The 20,678-nt window shown below is 71.4% G+C and carries 18 protein-coding genes; 10 read left to right on the top strand and 8 right to left on the bottom strand.

Translation table 11 applies throughout. From position 1 onward, the window contains the following. Window positions 1-5: 5 nt before the first annotated feature. The 4 genes from GT755_RS03960 to GT755_RS03945 are packed head-to-tail and all read right to left on the bottom strand — an operon-like array spanning window position 6 to window position 4,236. Window positions 6-584 (bottom strand): hypothetical protein, encoded by a 579-nt coding sequence (locus tag GT755_RS03960; protein ID WP_161478298.1) that lies wholly within the window; start codon window positions 582-584, stop codon window positions 6-8. Further along, window positions 571-2,079: a vWA domain-containing protein gene (locus tag GT755_RS03955; RefSeq protein WP_161478297.1), complete on the bottom strand. Its 1,509-nt coding sequence runs from the start codon at window positions 2,077-2,079 to the stop codon at window positions 571-573. The genes GT755_RS03960 and GT755_RS03955 overlap by 14 nt, the downstream gene beginning before the upstream one ends. Further along, the gene (locus tag GT755_RS03950) at window positions 2,076-3,179 is read right to left on the bottom strand and encodes a toxic anion resistance protein (protein ID WP_161478296.1); all 1,104 of its coding nucleotides are present in this window, start codon (window positions 3,177-3,179) and stop codon (window positions 2,076-2,078) included. The genes GT755_RS03955 and GT755_RS03950 overlap by 4 nt, the downstream gene beginning before the upstream one ends. Before the next feature lie 10 nt (window positions 3,180-3,189). Beyond that, window positions 3,190-4,236 (bottom strand): hypothetical protein, encoded by a 1,047-nt coding sequence (locus tag GT755_RS03945; RefSeq protein WP_161478295.1) that lies wholly within the window; start codon window positions 4,234-4,236, stop codon window positions 3,190-3,192. Between the two features lie 217 nt (window positions 4,237-4,453). On the opposite strand from GT755_RS03945, the gene GT755_RS03940 reads away from it, so the two are divergent. After that, the gene (locus tag GT755_RS03940) at window positions 4,454-6,397 is read left to right on the top strand and encodes a CehA/McbA family metallohydrolase (protein WP_161478294.1); all 1,944 of its coding nucleotides are present in this window, start codon (window positions 4,454-4,456) and stop codon (window positions 6,395-6,397) included. Between the two features lie 135 nt (window positions 6,398-6,532). Beyond that, window positions 6,533-8,101, top strand: a complete 1,569-nt coding sequence (locus tag GT755_RS03935; protein ID WP_161478293.1) for an ABC-F family ATP-binding cassette domain-containing protein — start codon at window positions 6,533-6,535, stop codon at window positions 8,099-8,101. A gap of 67 nt (window positions 8,102-8,168) precedes the next feature. Here the strand turns inward: GT755_RS03935 and GT755_RS03930 are convergent, their stop codons facing one another. Beyond that, window positions 8,169-8,444, bottom strand: a complete 276-nt coding sequence (locus GT755_RS03930; protein ID WP_161478663.1) for a TFIIB-type zinc ribbon-containing protein — start codon at window positions 8,442-8,444, stop codon at window positions 8,169-8,171. Between the two features lie 36 nt (window positions 8,445-8,480). Then, window positions 8,481-9,296: a phosphotransferase family protein gene (locus GT755_RS03925; protein WP_285580543.1), complete on the bottom strand. Its 816-nt coding sequence runs from the start codon at window positions 9,294-9,296 to the stop codon at window positions 8,481-8,483. Between the two features lie 16 nt (window positions 9,297-9,312). On the opposite strand from GT755_RS03925, the gene GT755_RS03920 reads away from it, so the two are divergent. Together GT755_RS03920 and GT755_RS03915 are read left to right on the top strand one after the other, a co-directional pair. Then, complete coding sequence (locus GT755_RS03920) at window positions 9,313-10,209, top strand: TIGR03619 family F420-dependent LLM class oxidoreductase (protein ID WP_161478292.1); 897 nt, start codon at window positions 9,313-9,315, stop codon at window positions 10,207-10,209. 171 nt (window positions 10,210-10,380) lie between these two features. Then, window positions 10,381-11,313: a hypothetical protein gene (locus tag GT755_RS03915; RefSeq protein ID WP_161478291.1), complete on the top strand. Its 933-nt coding sequence runs from the start codon at window positions 10,381-10,383 to the stop codon at window positions 11,311-11,313. A gap of 140 nt (window positions 11,314-11,453) precedes the next feature. On the opposite strand, the gene GT755_RS03910 is transcribed toward GT755_RS03915, so the two are convergent. Further along, the gene (locus tag GT755_RS03910; protein ID WP_161478290.1) at window positions 11,454-12,473 is read right to left on the bottom strand and encodes an LLM class flavin-dependent oxidoreductase; all 1,020 of its coding nucleotides are present in this window, start codon (window positions 12,471-12,473) and stop codon (window positions 11,454-11,456) included. A gap of 56 nt (window positions 12,474-12,529) precedes the next feature. Here GT755_RS03910 and GT755_RS03905 point away from each other — a divergent pair, with 56 nt between their 5' ends. Further along, window positions 12,530-13,309, top strand: a complete 780-nt coding sequence (locus GT755_RS03905) for an HAD-IIA family hydrolase (protein WP_030453074.1) — start codon at window positions 12,530-12,532, stop codon at window positions 13,307-13,309. 39 nt (window positions 13,310-13,348) lie between these two features. Beyond that, window positions 13,349-13,963: a hypothetical protein gene (locus tag GT755_RS03900; protein WP_161478289.1), complete on the top strand. Its 615-nt coding sequence runs from the start codon at window positions 13,349-13,351 to the stop codon at window positions 13,961-13,963. On the opposite strand, the gene arfB is transcribed toward GT755_RS03900, so the two are convergent. Then, complete coding sequence (arfB, locus tag GT755_RS03895; RefSeq protein WP_161478288.1) at window positions 13,960-14,355, bottom strand: alternative ribosome rescue aminoacyl-tRNA hydrolase ArfB; 396 nt, start codon at window positions 14,353-14,355, stop codon at window positions 13,960-13,962. The genes GT755_RS03900 and arfB overlap by 4 nt on opposite strands. Window positions 14,356-14,406: 51 nt before the next feature. Between arfB and GT755_RS03890 the strand changes: the two genes are divergently transcribed. The 4 genes from GT755_RS03890 to GT755_RS03875 all read left to right on the top strand — a co-directional run bounded on the left by GT755_RS03890 (window position 14,407) and on the right by GT755_RS03875 (window position 20,677). Beyond that, window positions 14,407-15,225, top strand: a complete 819-nt coding sequence (locus GT755_RS03890) for a hypothetical protein (RefSeq protein WP_161478287.1) — start codon at window positions 14,407-14,409, stop codon at window positions 15,223-15,225. A 21-nt stretch (window positions 15,226-15,246) separates the two neighbouring features. Next, window positions 15,247-17,028 (top strand): HSP90 family protein, encoded by a 1,782-nt coding sequence (locus tag GT755_RS03885; RefSeq protein ID WP_161478286.1) that lies wholly within the window; start codon window positions 15,247-15,249, stop codon window positions 17,026-17,028. Further along, complete coding sequence (locus tag GT755_RS03880) at window positions 17,021-19,048, top strand: tetratricopeptide repeat protein (RefSeq protein WP_161478285.1); 2,028 nt, start codon at window positions 17,021-17,023, stop codon at window positions 19,046-19,048. Before GT755_RS03885 ends, GT755_RS03880 begins: the two co-directional genes overlap by 8 nt. Before the next feature lie 114 nt (window positions 19,049-19,162). Further along, window positions 19,163-20,677 carry an alkaline phosphatase D family protein gene (locus GT755_RS03875; RefSeq protein ID WP_328794158.1) on the top strand — a complete coding sequence of 505 codons (1,515 nt, stop codon included), beginning with the start codon at window positions 19,163-19,165 and terminating at the stop codon, window positions 20,675-20,677. The last annotated feature ends 1 nt before the right edge of the window (window position 20,678 follow it).

The raw sequence follows: 20,678 nt of genomic DNA, 5'->3' as shown, positions 1-20,678 counted from the left end.
CGGCTCTACAGGTCCAGGGAGGATCCGCCGAACCGGTCCTGAAGGAAGCGTCCCTGGTCCTTCAGGGCCTGTTCGTCTCCGGCGTGGACGGCGTCCGCCACTCGGCCCAAACCCGTCTTGAGCAGGTCGAGCTGGCTCAGCAGTTCCTCGTGCGCGGCCTCCCTCCGGGAGAGCGGCAGGCGGCCGTAGGCGTCCAGACTGGTCGGGAGGTAGTCGCGGATGGTCTGGGAGACCACGTGGAGGTGGTCGGGCGACTCGACCCGGCCCAGCACGCCGCGCAGCGTCTGGGCCAGGTCGACCACGCGGTCGATCACGTCGGGCGGGAGGCCGCGCAGCCGTCCGACCAGGAGGTCGAGTTCGGCCCGCAGGGCGGCGGTCTCCGCCCTGGCGACGGACAACACGACGCGGGTCTTGTCGGAGGGGGCCAGGAGGGCGCCCAGGCCGTACAGGCCGATGACCACCACGGGCCAGAACGCGCCCGCGACGCCGAGGAACACCAGGCCCACGCCGGCCAGCCCGCAGATCGAGCCGACGATGTTCTTCGTCGAGCCCAGGTAGGTCAGGACGCGGTCACTGGTAGCCACGGATCTCCTTGAACGCCTCGGCCAGCGAGCCGTTCCTGGCGTCGAAGACGGCCCCTCCGGTCAGTTTCGCGACCTGGTTCATCTCGTCGGCGTCGCTGTCGCCGAACAGCACCACGAAGGTCCTGACCGCCTTCTGCTCGGGGGGAAGCGCCTGGTAGTAGAGCTGGAAGTCGAGGTACTCCGAGCCGTCGGTGTTCTCGCCGTCGGTCATCAGCACGATCGACGAGTAGTGGCCCGGGTCGACGGGCTGCTCGTATGCGGCGCGCAACGCGTCGTAGATGGCGGTGCCCCCGTCGGCCGCCAGGGCTTCGGCGTAGTCCTTGATCTGGCCGAGCACCGGCTCGGGGTTCGAGGCGGGCACCTGGTAGTCCTGCCGCCCCTTGGTGTGGTCGCTGAAGGGCAGGAGGGTGACCTGCTCGCGGTTGCGGAACCGGGAGAACGTGCCGTAGGCGGAGGTGTCCGCCCCGGTCAGCGTCACCAGGGCGGTGCGCAGGCTGTCGATGCGGTCGCCCTCCATCGACCCGGAGGTGTCGAGCACGAACGTCGCCCGCGCGGGCACCCGCACCTCGTTCAGGTAGGCGGCGATGAGCTGGTCGGCGGCCGACCGGCGGTTCGGGAACGGCAGTTCGACCAGCGAGGCCGACCCGAACTCCGGCGCGAGCGCCACGCCGGGCACGATCGGCCGCCGGTGGGTGGCCGTCATGATCCTCCGCTGGGTCTCGGGTGTACGCAACCACGCGACCAGCCTGTCGTACTGCTCCTTACGGCCGGAGGAGGCGAGCAGGGTCAGCGGGTAGTCGGCCGACACCACCCCGTCGGACGGATAGACCAGCGTCAGCCTGTCGCGCATGCCGAGCAGCACCGACTCGTAGTTGACCAGCCCGTCGACGTCGGGCCGCGCGCTGTAGGCGTCGGCCAGCCACCCCGACGAACCGGCGGTGAGCCGCTGCGCCGAGAAGAACTCCTTCAGGCGCGGCGTCACCGCCGCGATCGTGCCCGCGTCGAGGGCCTCCCCGGCGTCCGAGAGCGCCGCCGCCACCCCGACCAGGGCCGAGAAGCCGGAGTTGGACGAGGCCGGGTTGGTCATCCCGAAGGTGAACCGCTGCGCCGCGGCGGCGGTGGCGATGTCCGACCAGGTCACCGGCTTGCCGGTCCAGCCGAGTTCGGCCGCCTTGGCGGGTGTGAGGCCCAGCACCACCGGCGAGTTCATGATCTTCGTCTGGGTCGAGAGCTTCTCCCGCGCGCCGTCGATCAGCGACAGGTACCGGTTGGAGGAGAACCAGGTCGCGTCGTAGCCGGCGGCGTCGCCGCGGGCGACCTGCTCGGCGCCGTCGAGGGTGCCGGCGTAGGTGAACTCGACCTCGACGCCCGACTCCTTCAGCAGCGGTTCGAGGTCGGCGACCTCGCTGCCCGCCAGGATCCGGAACGGCTCGTCGGCCGAGCACGCGGTCAGGGACGCCGCGACCAGCAGCAGCGCCGACAACGCCCGCTTCATCGTTCGCTCCGGTCGCTTCGGTCCAGGTGCCTGCGCGCGTTCTCGATCTCCACCGTCAGGCTGCCGACGGTGGTGGCCATGTTCTCCACGGCCCGCGCGCGGAACTCGTCGATGGTGTCGATGGTGGCGTAGACGTTGTCGAAGGCCTTGCGCAGCGCGTCGAGGTCGACCGTCGTCGCGGCGGCCTGCGCCTGGATGTCGGCGGCCTGGCCGCGCAACAGCTCGCTCGTCGACACGATCAGGTCGGAGGTGGTCGTGTTGAGCGCGGTGATCTGGTCGAGCACCAGCTTCTGCCCGGCGAGCGCCTGGGCGACCACGACCGCCGTGCGCAGCGCGGCCATCGTCGTCGTGGTGGCGCGGTCGACGCCCTTGATGAGCTCCAGGTTGTTCTTGCGCACCAGGTCGAGCGCCAGGTAGCCCTGCGCCGAGACGGCGAGCTGGGTGAGCAGGTCCTGGTGGCGCTGGCGCACCGCGAACAGGGCGTCGCTGCGCAACGCGGTGGCCCGCTCCTCGTCGTGCTCGCGCAGGATCAGCTCCTCGATCTCGGCGTCGAGCGCGGCGGCCATGACGGCGTACTCCTGGAGCTTGAGCATGGCGTCCCACAGCAGGCGGCGTTCGCCCTCGATGGCGGCGTTGTCCTTGCGCAGTTCGTCCTGGCCCGACCTGAGCGAGCGCACGATGTCGTCGAGGTGCTTCTGGGCGCTCTGGTATCGGGCGAAGTAGTCGCGGAGCCGGCCCGGCAGCAGGCCCATCAGGCGGCGGCCGGTGGTGGCGTTCTTGGGGTCGAGGTCGACGATCGTGCGGCGCAGCGCCACCAGATCGTTCGCGACCGGTCCGTCGGCCGCCTTCAGCGGGCGGCGCAGCATGCGGTTGGAGACCTGCGACGACGCGCCGACCTCCGTCGCGCCCATCGCGGTGATGCCGGCGACCTTCTTGGTGAAGTCGGGGGAGCGCGGGTCGAGCGCGGCCAGTTCGCCGGCGAACGCGCGGGCCCGTCCGGTCAGTTCGGCGTCGCGTTCGTCGGAGATCGGCATCATCCGCGACGCCTTCTCGGCGGGCACCGGGGGGACCGGCTCCGGTGGCGTGAGTACCAGGTCCATCAGTCGTCCCTCAGAGGTAACGTTCTTCGATCATGGCGACGAGCTGGTCCAGATGGTCGTAGGTGGGCGGCTCGACCACGTCGACCAGATCGGGGGTGAGCGGGGTGCCCTTGGCGAGGCCGGCGAAGACGCCCGGGTCGGCCGTGCGGAAGCCGTGCTTGGCGGCGAGCCCGGCGAACTCCGGATCCTCGGTCAGCAGGCGGCCGACCTCGCTCGCGTTCTCGTCGAAGGGCACCAGGGTGTGCTTGCTGAGCACCGTCGGCGACGGGTAGAGCAGCCGCATCTGCGGGCCGATCGTGCCGTCGCCGGCGAACAGGCGGGCGGCGTACTGGGCCTCGTACACCATGATCATCGGGGTTTTGCCCATCCCCATGGCCAGGTAGTCCTCGAACGGCGCCTCGGAGGTCGACTCGGAGTAGCCCTGGTCGAGGAACAGCGGCGCGACCCGCTCGGCGACCCGCGCGTCGGCCCCCTGGACGACGTCGTCGCCGTTGGCGACGTAGCTGGTCAGCGCCAGGTACATGGCCGCCGAGTTCGAGGTGCGGATGTCGGTCGTGGTGAGCAGCACCCGTTTTCTGGCTTTGTACGCCGAACCGGGCAGCGCATCCCACCGAGTGCCTTTATCGACTAATTCCAGATATTTCTTGATGTCGAAGGTGGTGCCGCTCACGACCCCCGCCCGGGTCAGCGTGGCCACGATCGGCTCGAAGGTCGCCACCGCCATCGGCGAGAAGAACGGCGCGAAGGTCGCGTTGACCCCGCGCTCCTTCTTGATCTTCTCGGCGGCCGGCGCGCTCGACGGGAAGGCGAACGAGTAGGTGTCCAGGTCCACGCTCGTGGCGATCTCGCGGGACCCGGCGGTGTCGACCTCCACCTGGAGGCCGTGCTTCGCGAAGGCGGCCTTGACCTGCGGGTCGTCGAAGAAGGGCTTCTTCTCCGACCCGATGACGCCGCGGACGACGGTGACGCCTGACCCCAGGTTGCCCAGGACGAGGGCCGCGACGACCCCTCCTCCCAGGAGGACGGCCAGCGCCACGCCGAGTAATCTTCTCCTCATCTCATCTCGAATTATGTGAGACGCCGAGAAAACCGACGCGAGCCGCAAAAAGAATTCAGAGCTCGTTCACCGCGATTTCACGGGTGACGGTTTCTTGCTCCCGGTTCGGGTTTTCCCCCACCGTGTTCGACCTCGCTGCACCCTGATGCACGATTGCACCCCATGCCTGGTGATCCGGTGTGACGATGCTGTCGCTTTCGGATATCGGGGAGGCATCATGCACCATGACCCGCTCTTGCCACCGGTGGTGGCACGGGCCCTCGACGACTACCGCGCCCTATTGGCCGAGCACGGCATCACCTGGGGTGAACCGCCGATCGGCTACGTGCGCATGCTGAGCTTCCTCCGGTTTCCGGACGAGGCCTATCAGATGTCCGGCGACACCGACCTCGACCGGGCCTTCCGCGACGCCGTCAGCGGCCGGGAGGTCCCCGACGGGCTGACCGTGCTGCGGCTCACCCCCGGCGGCTACATCCTGGAGGCCCGCGCGAGCGCGGTGCTCTCCGCGACCCCCGTGCCGGGCGTGCTCCTGGTCGACTCCGCCCGGACGACCACCGCCACCGTCACCCTCGACGGAACCGAGCACGTCATCGGCCCCGGCGGCGCCCACCTGGCCGAGTTCGCCAGCGACAGCGACCTGCGCTGCGACGGCGAGCCGGTCGACCTGTCGGTGCTCACCCGTGCCGCGGTCCCGGCCCGCCTGCGGCTGCGAGCCGGGTTCCCCTGCCGCTGGAGCGTGACGTCGACCGACGGCCAGGGCTGGTGGCCCGACGGCGTCCCGCACCGGCGCGACTACCACGGCGTGCCCTACTTCCACGGCGACGACCTGACGCTGCCCGTCCCGGCCGAACCCCTGGTCGTCCGGGTGACCCGCGGCATGGAGTACGAACTGGCCGAGACCCAGGTCGTGCCGTCGCCCTGGCGCGAGACCACCGTCGACCTCACCCCGGCCCGCGTCTACGACGCCGCCGCGAACGGATGGTACGGCGCCGACCTGCACGTCCACCTCAACTGGGCGGGCGACGTGGTGGCCGCCCCCGCCGAGGCCGCCGTCATGCAGCACGGCGAGGACCTGCACGTGCTCAACCTGGTGGCGGGCAACGTGGCCGGCCGCCGCGTCTACGACCAGGAGGCGCTGCACCACTGGGCCGGCCGCGACCTGCCCTGGTCGGACGCCGGGCACGTCGCCCGCATGGGCGTCGAATACCGCAACGACCTGCTCGGCCATGTGCACGCCTTCGGCCTGGCCGCGCCGCCCTCGATCTACCACACGGGTTTCCTCGACGACGCCGACTGGCCCCCCAACGGCGCCGCCTGCGGTGAACTGCGCGAGCTCCAGGCGGTGCTCGGCTACGCCCACCCGTTCCACGGCCCGGTCGCCACCCCCGGCGACGTCATCGGCGCGGCCCGGCGCGACTGCAACGCCCGCGCGCTGGTCGTCGACGCCGCGCTCGGCCTGGTCGACGGCGTCGAGCTGCTGCACTTCTCCGAGTTCTCCGGCACCGTCGAGGTCTACCGCCGCCTGCTCGGCGCGGGCAACCGGCTGGCCGCGCTGGCGGGCACCGACTCGATGTTGTCGTACACGCGGCAGGACACCGTCTCCAGCCCGCCCGGCTGGGAACGCGTGTACGCCCGTCTCGGCGGCCCCCTCTCCGCCGAGGCCTACGCGCACGCCGTGCGGCAGGGCCGCACCTTCGCCACCACCGGGCCGTGGCTGGAGCTGACCGCGGGGGGAGCCGAGATCGGCGACACCTGCCGCCTGGCGGCCGGCGACGAGATCGAGGTCGTCGCGCGCAGCGTCGGCCCCGAGGTGGAACGCCTGGAGATCGTCACCGCGAGCGGCGTGGCCGCCGCGGGTCCGGGCGGCGAACTGCGCACCACGCTGACCGTCACCGAGCCGACCTACATCGTCGCCACCGCGAGCGGCGGCCCCCACCGCCGCAGCCTGCACCGCCGGGTGTACGCCCACACCAGCCCCATCTACGTCGACGTCGCCGGCCGCCCGGTCGCCCGGACGGAGGACGTGCGGTGGTGCCTCGACTGGCTGGCCCTGCTCGACCAGACCGTCAGGACGCACGCCCGCCTCGACTCCCCGAGCCAGCTCGCCGACCACCTCGACCTCATCGAGAAGGCCGCGCAAATTTACCGGTCGCGACTCTGACGAAATTGATTTGAAGCCGGGCGACCCGGCGTCTAGCGTGGACGACGTCACATCGCCTGCCCAGGGGAGATCCGTTGGAGCTCTAGAGATCATGTCCGTTTTTCTCTGACACATGACCTCTGGAGTTGGTGCGCCATGTTGCGCTGCGACGATCTCTTCTTCTATTGGGCCGACGGCACCCCCGTCTTCGAAGGCCTCGACCTCGTGATCGGCCCCGGCGTGACCGGGCTGATCGGGGTGAACGGTTCCGGCAAGTCCACCCTTCTCAAGCTGGCCGCCGGTGAGCTGGTGCCCATCCGGGGCTCGATCCAGGTGTCGGGCTCGGTCGGCCACCTCCCGCAGAATCTGCCGCTCGGCGTCGGACGCACCGTCTCCGACCTGATGGGCATCACCGTGGCCAGGCGGGCCCTGCACGCCATCGAGGCCGGCGACACCGCCGAGGAGCACTACGAGAACGTCGTGTGGGACGTCGAGGAACGTGCCCGCGCCGAACTCGACCGGCTCGGCCTCGACGACGTCGGCCTCGACCGGACCGTCGCCACGCTCTCGGGCGGCGAGACGGTCATGGTCGGCCTGGCCGCCGAGTTCCTGCGCGGCCCCGACGTGCTGCTGCTCGACGAACCGACCAACAACCTCGACCTGGCCGCCCGCCACCGGCTCTATGACGCCGTCACCTCCTGGCCGGGCACGATCGTCGTGGTCAGCCACGACCGGGTGCTGCTCGACCTCGTCGACCGGCTCGCCGAACTGCCCGACGGGCGGGTCTTCGGGGGCGGGCTGACGGCGTACGAGGAGGTGCTCGACGTGGAGCGGGAGGCGGCCGAGCGCATGGTCCGCGCGGCCGAGGGCGAGGTGCGGCGGGAGAAGCGGGAGCTCGTCGAAGCCCACGAGAAGCTGGCCAAACGGGTGCGTTACGGCAGGAAGATGGAGGCGCAGAAGCGTGAGCCGAAGATCATCATGAGCGCGCGGAAACGTGCCCAGCAGGAGAGCGCCGGCAAGCACCGCATCATGCACGAGCAGCGCCTCGCCGGTGCCCGCGACCGCCTGACCGAGGCGGAGGAGGCGGTCCGCGACGAGGCCGAGATCCGCGTCGACCTGCCGGGCACGGCGGTGCCGCAGACCCGGATGGTGCTCTCGTTCCCGCTCGGCGGCACGTTCGTCACCGACCGCGACGTGTCGGGGCCGCTGGAGGTGGTGCCGGAACGGCGCGGACGCCAACCGTCGGAACTCGTCGTCAAGGGCCCCGAACGCATCGCGCTGCTCGGCCCCAACGGCTCGGGCAAGACGACGCTGCTGGAGGCCATCACCCGGTGGCCCGCGCTCGTGCCGACGCGGTACCTGCCGCAGCGGCTCGACGTGCTCGACGAGACGGTCAGCGTCGCGGCCAACGTGCGCGCCGTCGCGCCGGAGGTGTCGGAGAACGAGATCCGCGCGGGCCTCGCGCGGTTCCTGTTCCGGGGCGGCCGGGCCGACCAGATCGCCGGCACGCTGTCGGGCGGGGAGCGGTTCCGGGCCGCGCTGGCCCGGCTGCTGTTCGCCCAGCCGCAACTGCTGCTGCTCGACGAGCCGACCAACAACCTCGACCTGGCGAGCGTGCGCCAGCTCGCGGGGGCGCTGTCGGGCTACCGGGGAGCGCTGATCGTGGCCAGCCACGACCTGCCGTTCCTCGACTCGATCGGCATCACCCGGCGGCTGGACCTGTGAACACGTGACGAACACGCGGCGAGCCGCGACCCTGTGACAGGGTCGCGGCTCGCCGGACGTTCGGGGGTCAGCTGGAGAAGAGCATGCCCACCCAGCTGTTGCGGCGGTGGCCGTAGTGGCCGCCGTGGTGACCGCCGTGACCCCAGGCGGGACCGTGGGCGGGGGGCGGCGGCGGGGGCGGCGGGGCCGAGTAGTGCTGCTGGGCCCACTGGCTCTCCATGCGGCTCAGGGTCTCGAGCTCGCCGTAGTCGAGGAAGATGCCACGGCAGTTGTCGCACTGCTCGATGTGGACGCCGTTGCGGTCCAGAGTCCGCATGTTGCCTCTGCACTTAGGGCACTGCATGAGGTTCATCTCCTTATGTGACGTGCACCGTTCACTCTAGGACAGCGGCGGGGCGGCAAGGATCCTCTCGCAGGAGGAGATCAGAGCCTCGGCCGCGTCGTCAAGCGGGACACCGTCTTCGCGGGCATTGGCCACCGCGACGGCCGCCAACTGGACGGTCAACGCGCGGGCCGGCCCGTCGAGTTCCCGCCACATGTCGTCGCCGGAAATCGCGGTGCCACCGGCGCGCAGGTAGGAACGGGTCAGGCGATCCCAGCCCGCCGGGTCCATCAGCCCGTTGGCCAACCATGCGGCCGGCCGGGCCAGATCCCACGCCGGGTCGCCCCAGCCGAGGTCGTCGGGGTCGATGAGCGTCCAGGCGCCGTCGTGGCGCAGCAACTGCCCGAGGTGCCAGTCGCCGTGCGTCAGGGCCCGCCGCCGCTGGTTGAGGTTCAGGGTCGTGTACGCCCTGCGCGGGACGTCGTGCGGTTCGAGCCGCGCGACCGCGCGTGTCACCCGTTCCGGGCCGCCCATCATCGGCACCCCGTCGGGCACCGGCTGGCGGTGCAGCTCGGCGAGCAGCTCGCCGGCCTCCTCCCACGGGGCGTCGTCGAGGTCGTCGGGCGTGAGCGGTGTGCCGGCCGGCCACACGGTGACGATCCGGCCGCCGACCCGGTCGACCGAGAGCGCGCGCAGCATCAGCCCGGCCGGCAGCTCGACGGCCAGGCGCGCCTTCAGCGCGGCCTCGTCGGTGTCGGCCTCGTGGGCCTTCACCACCACGTCGCCCACCCGGACCACCAGCACGCGGGTGTCCTTCAGGACGGTGTGATCGCCGCCGCCCGCGTGGCGGACGAGTTCGTCGAGGAGGGACACGCGGACAATCTAAGACATGAGAATCGGCTTCGGTGTGCCCGTGTCGGGCACGTGGGCGACCCCCCAGATCATGGCCCGCGTGGCGACGCGCGCGGAGGAACTCGGCTACGACGAGGTCTGGACGTTCCAGCGGCTGCTCCACCCGGCCGGCACCGACATCGGCGCCGCCTACCGCAGCGTCCAGGACCCGATCGTGTCGCTCGCGTACGTCGCGGCGCTGACCTCGCGCATCCGGCTCGGCGTGGCCGTGCTGAACCTGCCCTTCTTCTCGCCCGCGCTGCTCGGCAAGCAGCTCGCCACGCTCCAGTCGGTGAGCGCCGGGCGGCTCGACGCCGGGCTCGGGCTCGGCTGGATGGAGGAGGAGTTCATCGCCTCCAAGGTGCCGCTGGAGCGCCGTGGCAAGCGCGCCGACGAATATCTCACGCTGCTGCGCCGCTTCTGGACCGACGACGTGATCGAGCACCACGGCGAGTTCTACGACGTCGTGCCCTCGCGCCAGGACCCGAAGCCGGAGACGCCGCCGCCCATCCTGCTCGGCGGCGGGGCCCCCGCCGCGCTGCGCCGGGCCGGGCGGCTGGCCGACGGGTGGATCAGCTCCAGCCGCATGCTCGCCGACGACCTCCCGGCCATGATCGACCAGGTCAAGGAGGCCGCCGCGGAAGCGGGCCGCGAGGTGACCCGCTTCGTCTGCCGCGGCGTCACCCGGCCGGGGAAGGACGCCGGGCAGCCGCTGTCGGGTCCCTACGAGAAGATCCGGGAGGACGTCGAGGCGCTCGCGGAGAAGGGCATCACCGAGGTCTTCCACGACCTCAACTTCAACCCCGCCTTCGGCGCCCCCGACGCCGACCCGGCCGTCTCCCTGGCCCTGGCCGAGGAGGCCATGGAGAACCTCGCGCCCAGGGCGGTCCGGTAGATCGCTTGTATGGCCATAACAGTGCGCTGACCACCGTGATGCCGAACCGATGGTTGCGGGAGAGCTGGTCGTGTCGAGTGGCGACGCCGCGACAACGGGACTTCTGGTCGATGATCTCCGTACGCCATACTGCTCCGAAGTCTCCAGGATGCGGATCGGTGGCGTGATCGCGTGTTGTGTCTCGACTGCCGGACGGACACGGTTCCCGACTGGGAGGAATGCCCGGTCTGCGAGGGGAGCGACGCCGCTCCGGCTCCGGAGCCGCCCCCTGTCGAGCGGCGGCCGATCAGGTGGGGCGACTTCCTCGCCGCGATCCTCGTTGCCGGCCTGAACGTCTGGTGGCTCTGGATACTGTCGACGTGGTGGGGGTCGCCCGAGTTCTGGGACGTCTTCTGGAGTCAGCTGACCCTCCATCTCGTGCTGATTCCCACTGCGGTTCTGCTGCTGTTCCGCCGTACGGCGATGTTCGGGGCAGGCGTCACGCTCGGGCATCTGGCGTTGTACACGACTGTGAACGTGCCCGTCGTGATCGACGTGATCTGGAGAGAGCCCTATCACGACGACTGGTGGAACGGCTTCGTACTGGCGATGACGGCGGCTTTCCTGTTCTTCGGAATCGTGTGGCGGGACCGGCTGGGCTTCCGGGCGACCCGGCGGAACAGGATTCTGGCGATGGCGGCGGTGGCGATCGTCGTGACCTGGCTGCTGGCCAGGACCCTCCCGACGCGGGTCTATGAACGATGGGACGGGACCACCTTCGAATGCTGCACCACCACGATCATCGACGCGGTAGACCTGGTCAGCGTCGTGCTGGCCGGCGTCTTGCTCGCGCTGTGCCTGGTCCTCGGCGTGCTCAGCAGGTCGGGGGCCTTCGGCGCAGGGATCGTCACCGCAGTCCTGCAGGGCCTGGCCCTGAACATCGCCACGGCGGCGGTCAGCGAGGGACTGTTGCCCGCCTTCTGGATCACGGTGCTGGTCTGTGCCGCGATGGCCGCTCTCGCGATAGCCAAATATGTGCACGTAGAACCGGAGCCCGGCGGTTCTGAGGTGAGTACAGGGCACCCCGCGAGTGGTGACGGCGACGACGAATGTCTCAGCCTCTGACGGCGTACGAACGGATACGTCGCACGCCGATGCCCGCGTTGTGAAGCAGGCCCGCGCCGGGCTGAGTTTCGTCGATGGCACGGTCTCCCAGGCCGGTGCGGGGCGTCCCCGCACCGGGCCTGTGGTCTCCCGGGCACGTCCTAGATGAGGCCGTACGCCCGGGCGATGAGCTCGTAGGAGCGGATGCGCGTCTCCGTGCCGTGCACCATCGTGGTGATCATCAGCTCGTCGGCGTCGGTGCGCTTGCGCAGGTCGTCGAGGTGGGCGCGGACCTGGTCCGGGGTGCCCAGGGCGACGGTCGAGAGGCGGTCGCGGACGAACTCGGCCTCCATCGGACTGAACTCGTACTCGTTCGCCTCCTCGGGTGTCGGGAACGGGCCAGGTGTGCCGGACCGCAGCCGGAGGAAGGACAACGCGCCCGGCAGGGCCTGCCGGTATGCCTCCTCCTCGGTCTCGGCGGCCAGCGCCGAGACGCCGATCATCGCGTAGGGCTCGGCCAGCACCTCCGACGGGCGGAAGGAGGTGCGGTAGAGCTCCAGCGCCGGTTCGGTGTTGGCCGCGCTGAAGTGGTGCGCGAACGCGAACGGCAGGCCGAGCAGGCCGGCCAGCTTGGCCGAGAAGCCGCTCGACCCGAGCAGCCAGATCGGCGGGCGCTGCGGTCCGCGCGGGATCGCCTGGATGCGCGGGAAGGTTCCGTCGAGGAAGGCGGTCAGCTCGTTGACGTGCTGCGGGAACTCGTCGGGGTCGACCTCGGCGCGGCGGCGCAGGGCGTGCGCGGTGGCCATGTCGGTGCCGGGCGCGCGGCCCAGCCCCAGGTCGATGCGGCCCGGGTGCAGCGCCTCCAGGGTGCCGAACTGCTCGGCCACCACCAGCGGGGCGTGGTTGGGCAGCATCACGCCGCCCGACCCGACCCTGATCCGCTCGGTGGCCGCCGCCAGATGGGCGATCAGCACGGCGGGGGAGGAGCTGGCCACCCCCGGCATGCCGTGGTGCTCGGCCACCCAGATGCGGTGGAAGCCCCATTCCTCGGCCTTCCTGGCCAGGTCGGTCGCGCCGCGCAGCGCCTCGGTGGGGGTGATCCCCACGCCTACCGTCGCGAGTTCGAGGACCGACAGCGGGACCTCGGCCGTGCCCCGTGCGACACCGTGGATGTTGTCCATGACCTCAGATAACCGGAGTCTTACTCCGGTTATTTCCTTCTGCGATGCTTAGCCCCATGAGTGAGCGCAAGCCGATCGAATGCTGGCTGTCCGACATGGACGGCGTCCTGGTCCACGAAGGTCAACCCGTGCCGGGAGCCGACGAGTTCATCAAGCGGCTGGAGGCCTCGGGGAAACGCTTCCTCGTGCTCACCAACAACTCGATCTACACCCCGCGCGACCTGTCGGTCCGGCTGCGGTCGGCGGGCCTTGAGGTGCCGCCCGAGGCGATCTGGACCTCCGCGATGGCCACCGCCGACTTCCTGTCGGCCCAGCGCCCCGAGGGCAGCGCCTACGTGATCGGCGAGTCGGGCCTGACCACCGCCCTCCACGAGGCCGGATACGTGCTGACCGACCTCAACCCCGACTACGTCGTGCTCGGCGAGACCCGCACCTACAGCTTCTCCCACATCACCCGCGCGATCCGGCTGATCGAGAACGGCGCCCGCTTCATCGCCACCAACCCCGACGCCGTCGGCCCCTCCCACGAGGGCAACCTGCCGGCCTGCGGCGCGGTCGCCGCGATGATCACCAAGGCGACCGGCGTCGACCCCTACTTCGTCGGCAAGCCCAACCCGATGATGATGCGCAGCGCCCTCAACCGCATCGACGCCCACAGCGAGTCGACCGCGATGATCGGCGACCGCATGGACACCGACGTGGTCTGCGGCATGGAGGCGGGTCTGCACACCATCCTGGTGCTGACCGGCGTCTCCAAGCCCGACCAGATCGACCGCTGGCCCTACCGCCCCTCGCAGGTCGTCAACTCGGTCGCCGACCTGATCGACCTGGTGTAGCTGACACGTTCTGGCAGGTATGGGTGCCAGGGTGGAGGCATGCACACCATCTACCTGGAGCTCGGCAAGAAACGGGTGTTCGCCAACTCGGTCGACTGGCCGGGCTGGAGCCGGTCGGCCCGGACCGAGGACGACGCGATCGAGGCGCTCCTCTCCTACGAGGAGCGCTACCGCGTGGTGGCCGACCGGGCCGGGCTGGTGTTCGAGCCCGGCGAGATCCGGGTGGCCGAGAAGATCACCGGCAACGCGACGACCGACTTCGGCGCCCCGGCCCTGCCGGCCGTCCTCGACTCCGAGCCCTGGGGCGCGGCCGAGGCGGCCAAGAACGCCGCGCTGATGCGGGCCGCCTGGGAGGTCTTCGACGACGTCGTCGGCGTCACCCCCGAGGAGCTGCGCAAGGGGCCGCGGGGTGGCGGGCGCGACCGCGACAAGATGGTCGACCACGTCGTGAACGCCGAACGCGCCTACGCCGCCAAGCTCGACGTGCGGATCAGGCCGGCGGAGGTCGCCGAGATGCGGCCCCGGCTGCTGGAGGTCGTGTCACGGCCGCTCGACGGCGACGACTACCGCTGGCCGGTCCGCTACGCCTCCCGGCGCATCATCTGGCATGTGCTCGACCACGTGTGGGAGATGGAGGACCGCACCGAACGCTAGAAGACGTCGCGGCGCAGCCGCTTCACGTCGGACCGGCGCTTCTTGTTCTCCAGGCGGCGCTCCACCTGGCCCTTCGAGGGCTTGGTCGGGCGCCGCTTCTTCGCGGGCGGCGCGATCGCGTCGCGCAGCGCCGCCTCCAGGCGGGTGCGGGCCGCCTCCCGGTTGCGCAGCTGGGAGCGGAACTCCTGGGCGGCGATCGTCAGCACGCCGTCGACCAGCCGGTGGGCCAGCCGTTCCAGCGCCCGTTCCCTCTGGACGTCGGTCAGCGCCTGGGTGTTCACGATGTCGAAGCTGAGCTCCACCCGGCTGTCGGTCGTGTTCACACCCTGGCCGCCGGGCCCGGAGGAACGCGAGAACCGCCAGTGGAGCTCGGCCTCCGGAATCTCGGTCATGCCTCTCAGATTAGCCGTGCCATCAACGCATTTTTCCGGCACTGTGGGCGGGTGACCATCGTCGGCGTGCACGGCATCGGCAAGTACAAGTACTTCGAACAGGGCGGCGGTTCCCCGGTCGAGGCGGCCGACCTGATGCTCGCCAAATGGAACCGCTATCTCGCCGACGGCGGGCTCGGGGGCGCTCCGGTCGTCGAGGTCGCCTACTACGCCCACCATCTGCGCAAGGGCGTCCCGCAGCCGCCGAAGAAGATGGCGCCGCCGGAGAAGATGGTCTTCGCCGACTGGATGCGGCAGGTCGAGGACCATCGCGTCGCCGCGGCGGCCGGGGAGACCCTCACCGCGCTGGCCCACCGGCTGGCGGGCTGGCTGCTCGACCGGCTCGGCGCGGGCGCGCTGAAGTTCGCCGAGGACTTCTGCCCGGAGGTCGCCACCTATCTGGGCGGTGGGACGCCTCGGACCCTCTCACGCGACGCGGTGGCCGAGGTGATCCGGCGGCGCGAACCCCGGGTGGTGATCGCCCACTCCCTCGGGAGCGTGGTGACGTACGAGGCGTTCTGGGCGCATCCCGAGCTGCGGGCCGACCTGCTGGTCACGCTCGGGTCGCCGCTGGGGATGCGGAACGTGGTGTTCGAGCGGCTCGCGCCGCTGCCCGTGGCCGGGATGGGGGCGCGGCCGCCGGGGGTGAAGCGGTGGATCAACGTCGCCGACAAGGACGACATCGCCGCCATTCCCGCCGAGTTGCGCCCGGTTTTCAAGGGGGTGGAACGTGACTTCCAGTGCAACATCGACTGGCTCGATTTTCATACCGTCCGCAATTACCTGGGTTGTGGTGTCTTGAACTCCCATTTGCGGGACTTTCTCCAGTAAAAAGCTCGATAGGGTCGTCGCGTGCCGTACACCGAAGGGACCCGGGCCTTTCAGGTCGACCTGCGCGGGGTGGTCGATCTGCTCAGCCGGCATCTCTACTCCAGCCCGCGTGTCTACGTCCGTGAGCTGCTGCAGAACGCCTGCGACGCGATCGTCGCGCGGCGGGCGGCCGATCCGGCGGCGCCCGGGCGCGTCCGGGTCGAGGTGACGCCCGACGCGATCCGGGTGCACGACACCGGGATCGGGCTCACCGAGGACGAGGTGCACACGCTGCTTGCGACCATCGGGCGGTCGTCCAAGCGCGACGAGCTCGGGTTCGCGCGGCACGAGTTCCTGGGCCAGTTCGGCATCGGCCTGCTGTCGGGCTTCCTGGTCGCCGACGAGATCCACGTCGAGTCGCGGTCGGCCTCCGGCGGCCCCGCCGTGTCGTGGACCGGGCGGTCGGACGGCAGCTACGACGTCGCCACCACGCCTGACCGGCCGGGGGAGCCGGGCACCACCGTCACCTTACGTCCCCGCCGTGACGCGGCCGTCTGGACTTCCGGCCGGACCGTAACCGAATTGGCCCAGCTCTTCGGCTCGCTGCTGCCCGTCGAGGTCACCGTCGACGGCGTGCCGATCTCCGGCGCGGGCGCGCCCTGGCAGGTCCGCCACGCCAGTCCCGCGCTCCGGCGGGAGGCGCTGGTGGCGTACGGGAGAGAGCTCTTCGGCTTCTCGGCCTTCGACGTGATCGACCTGGAGGTGCCCGAGGCGGGGCTGACCGGGGTGGCGTTCGTGGTGCCCCATCCGGCCAACCCGGGGGCCCGCGACGCGCACCGCGTCTACCTCAAGGGCATGCTGCTGTCGGAGAAGCTGACCGGGCTGCTGCCCGAGTGGGCCTTTTTCGTGCGGTGCGTCGTCGACGCCGCCGAGTTGCGCCCGACCGCCTCGCGCGAGGCCCTCTACGACGACGACCTGCTGGAACACACCCGCGACGCGCTCGGCGCCCGGTTACGCGAGTGGCTGGTCACGCTGGCCGCCACCGACCCGGCCCGGCTGCGGAGCTTCCTGCGGCTGCACCACCTCGGGGTGAAGGCGCTGGCGCTGCACGACGACGACATGCTGCGGCTGGTCGACCGGTGGCTCGAATACGAGACCGCCGACGGGCCGATGACCCTCAGCAGGTTCCGGGCCCGGCATCCGCACGGCCGCTACACGACGAGCGTCGACGAGTTCCGCCAGCTCGCCGGGGTCTGCGCGGCCCAGGGCGTGGGGCTGCTGAACGCCGGTTACGTGTACGACGCCGACATCCTCGCCCGCCTGACCCGCATCGAGCCCGGCCACGGGTTGTCGCGCCTGGAACCGGCCGAGCTGACCACCCGCATGGCCCCCGTTGACCCGGCCGCCGAGCTCGCGGTCCGCGGATTCCTCGCCACCGCCGCGACCGCGCTGGCCCCGCTGGGCTGCGAGGTCGTGCTGCGCGACTTCGACCCGGCCGCGCTGCCCGCCCTCTACCTGACCAGCCGCGCCGCCCGCCACGAGGCCCAGGCCCGCGAGGCCGGCGAGATGGCGGGGGAGATGTGGGCCGACGTGCTGGGCGCCCTCGACGCGGGCGGCGGCGAGCAGCCGCAACTGGTGCTGAACCACCGCAACCCGCTGGTCCGCCGCGTCACCCGCCTGGCCGACCCCGCGCTGGCCGCGACCGCCGTGGAGGCGCTCTACGGCATGGCGCTGCTGCACGGCCACCACCCGATGCGCGCGGTCGACACCGCCACCCTCAACCGGTCGTTCCTCGGGCTGCTCGACTGGGCCGTCAATGGATGAGATCGCCGAGCTGATCGAGCGGGCGCGGGCGCTGCCCTACGGGGAGACGCGCACGAACGTGCTGGAGACGGCCCTGCGCCGGGCCGAGGCGACCGGCGACAAGGACCTCACCTGGGCGGTCCGGATGGAGCTCACCGAGGCCTACCAGTACGGCGCCGAGCACGCCAAGGCCTTCGCCGCCTTCGCCCGCTGCCTGGCCGACCACGACGCCGAACCCGGCGGCTTCGACGAGTGGTCGACCCACAACCTGCTCTGGCAGTTCAAGTGGATCGTCGGCGACCTGCGCCGGTTCCCCGAGGTGCCGCTGGCCCGCACCCACCAGATGCTCGACGACATGGAGCGCCGCTACCGCGAGAACGGCGACGGCCTGCACGCCGTGTGGGCCGCCCGCTGCGCGCACGCCGCCCATCTGGGCGACTATGCGACCGCCGACGAGCTCTACCACCGCTGGACGACCACCCCGCGCGACATCCTGAGCGACTGCGAGGGGTGCGACCCGACGTCCAAGGCCTTCTACCTGATCCTGCGCGGCCGCGACGAGGAGGCCGTCGAGCTGGCCGAGCCGGTGCTGCGCGGCGAGCTGACCTGCCACGTCCAGCCGCAGAGCATCCTGACCACCCTGCTGCCCGCCTACGTGCGGACCGGCAGGTACGCCGAGGCCGCGCACGCCCACCGCGTCGCCTACCGGGCGATGCGCGGCGACGCCAACGAGGTCGAGGAGATCGCCTCCCACCTGTGGTTCTGCGCCGTCACCGGCAACCTGGCCCGCGGCCTGGAGATCCTCACCCGCGAACGCCCGCTGCTCGACCGGGCGCCCAGCCCCGGCGCGGCCATGTGGTTCGCGGCGGGCGCCGCGCTGCTGCTGCGGCTGCTCCGCGAGCAGGGCCACGCCCGGCCCGACGACGAGGCCGAGGAGGCCGCGCTCACCACGAGGGCGCGCGACATCGCGGCGCGCTTCGACGCCCGCAACGGCACCGGCGAGCAGGGCCGCCGCGTCGAGGAGTGGCTGACGGCCGCGCCGCTCGGCGAGCACGTGCCGCTCGACCCCCGCGCCCGGCACTCCCCGCCGCCGCTCCCGCCCGCCCCGCTGCCGCCCGCGCACACCCCGGAGGAACTGCTCGACCTGGCCGAGGAGGCCTGGCAGCGCGGCCGCCTCGACGAGGCGAAGGCGGCCTGGGCGCGGTACGACGCCCTCGGGCCCGGCGACCTGCTGGAAGCGCGGCGGGCCGACGGCCGGGGCCTGGTCGCCATGGTCGACGGCGACGCCGAGACGGCCCTGGCCGAATGGCGGCGGGCCGCCGACCTCCACACCGACGAGGAACGCCGCCAGGGCTCCCTCGGGCGCATCGGCCTGCTGCTGTGCCAGCTCGGTCGGGCCGACGAAGGGCTGCCGATGGTCGAGTCGTCGGCCGCCGTCCTGGACACGCCGAACGCGACCGTCCGGCTCGCGCACGCCTACCTGACCGTCGGCCGGGAGGCCGAGGCCGAGCGGGTGCTGGCCGCCGCGCCGCCCACGGGGACCGGCCTGCTGCTGCTCGCGAACGTGCGCGGCGACGCCGCGACCGCGCTGCGCGCCCGCGACGCCCTGCGCGCGGAGGACGACCGCGACGGCCTGGCCCGCGCCTGCGCCCTGTACGCCCACCTGCTGCTCACCGCAGGCGTCGACGAGGCGGGCGCCCGCGAGGCGCTGGCCGCCTACGACGAGGCCGTCGCCAACGCCCCCGCGCCGGAGCGGGCCGGCCTCCACCACGACCGGGGCGGCCTGCACCTCCAGCTCGGCAGGGTGCCCGAGGCGCTCGACGACCTCGTCGAGGCCGTCGCCCAGTACGTCGCCGACGGCGCCGACGAGCCGGTCCGGTACGCCCGGTTGTCGCTCGCCGAGGCCTACGCCCGGCTGGGCCGCACGGCCGAGGCGGAGATCGCCGCCGAGGAGGCGCTGGCCGGGTTCCGCGCCGCAGGTGACGACGAGGTGTGCGCCCGCATCGAGGAATTCATCGCCGACCTGCGAGAAGACGGCTGACGGTCGCCCGGCGTTCATTGACAGCGGGTACCGGCTCATCTGTTCATTTTTGGTTATCACGCTGGTCAGAGCCGTAAAACGAATCCGACAGACGGGCGGTCTGCACTGTCAGACGTGCAGCGCAGATCGTTCATCTCCGGCGTGCTCCTGGCCGCCGCCGCGCCCGCCCTCCCGGCCCTGCCCTCCCGGGCCCTGAAGACCGACCCCTTCGCCGTCGGCGTCGCCTCGGGGGACCCGTCCCCTGACGGCTTCGTGTTGTGGACCCGTCTGGTGATCGACCCCTACGGCGCGGACGGCCGGGGATCGATGCCCTCGCGGGACGTCGACGTGAAGTGGCAGGTGTCCACGGACGAGAGGTTCGCGACCGTCGTGCGCGACGGCACGGCCACCGCGTCGGCCCGGTCGGCGCACAGCGTGCACGTCGAGTTGCGGGGTCTCGAACCGGGCCGGGAGTACTTCTACCGGTTCCGCGCCGAGAACAACCTCTCGCCCGTCGGCCGCACCCGCACCAGTCCGGCCGTCGTGTCGCCGCTCACCTTCGCCATCGCGGCCTGCGCCCACTGGGAGCACGGCTACTACACGGCCTACCGGCGGCTGGCCGAGCAGGAACCCGACCTGGTCGTCCACCTGGGCGACTACATGTACGAGTACCAGCCCAACGGCTACACCGCGCCCTTCGGCAACATCCGCACCCACTCGGGCGGGGTGAAGTGCACGACGCTGGCCGACTACCGGATGCGGCACGCCCAGTACAAGAGCGACCCCGACCTCCAGGCCGCCCACGCGGTCGCGCCGTGGCTGGTGGCCTTCGACGACCACGAGATCGAGAACAACTGGGCCGCCGGCGTCTCCGCCAGCGACGCGCCCGCCTTCGAGCAGCGCCGGGCGTTCGCCTTCCAGGCCTACTACGAGAACATGCCGCTCCGGCGGGCCAGCGTGCCCAAGGGCGCCTCGATCACGATCAACCGGCGGGTCTCGTGGGGCCCGCTGGCCCGGTTCCACCTGCTCGACACCCGTCAGTTCCGCGACGACCAGGCGTGCGAGGACGGCGTGCGGGCCGGCTGCGACGACCGCCTCGACAGCGGGCGCAGCCTGCTGGGCGAGGCGCAGCACAAATGGCTCGCCGACGGCCTGCGCGACTCCCCGGCCCGATGGAACCTGGTCGGCCAGCAGATCGTGATGACCCAGAAGGACCTGAAGGTCGGCCCCGGCCGCGAGTCCAACCTCGACTCCTGGGACGGGTACGCCGCCGAGCGCGACCAGCTCCTGCGCGGGATGGCCGGGGTGAGCAACCCGGTCGTGCTCACCGGCGACGCGCACATCCACCACGCGGCGGAGCTGCGTACCGACTTCGACGACCCCGAGACCAACGTCGGTGTCGAGCTGGTCGCCACCTCGATCGCCAGCGACGGCGACGGCTACCGCGACACCGAGCGCATGTCCGCGCTGCGCGCCGAGAACCCGCACATCAAGTACCTCGACCAGCGCCGCGGCTACATCCTGGCCCGCCTGTCGGAGCAGGAGCTGGTCGCCGACTTCCGCACCCTCGACTACATCAGCCGCCGGGGCGCGCCCGCGAAGACCTCCGCCCGGTTCACCGTCCCGGCGGGCGAACGGAGGTTCGCGTGAT

The organism is Herbidospora solisilvae (genome assembly GCF_009901565.1).
Lineage (GTDB): Bacteria > Actinomycetota > Actinomycetes > Streptosporangiales > Streptosporangiaceae > Herbidospora > Herbidospora solisilvae.
This window is presented reverse-complemented; position numbering and strand designations above follow the sequence as displayed.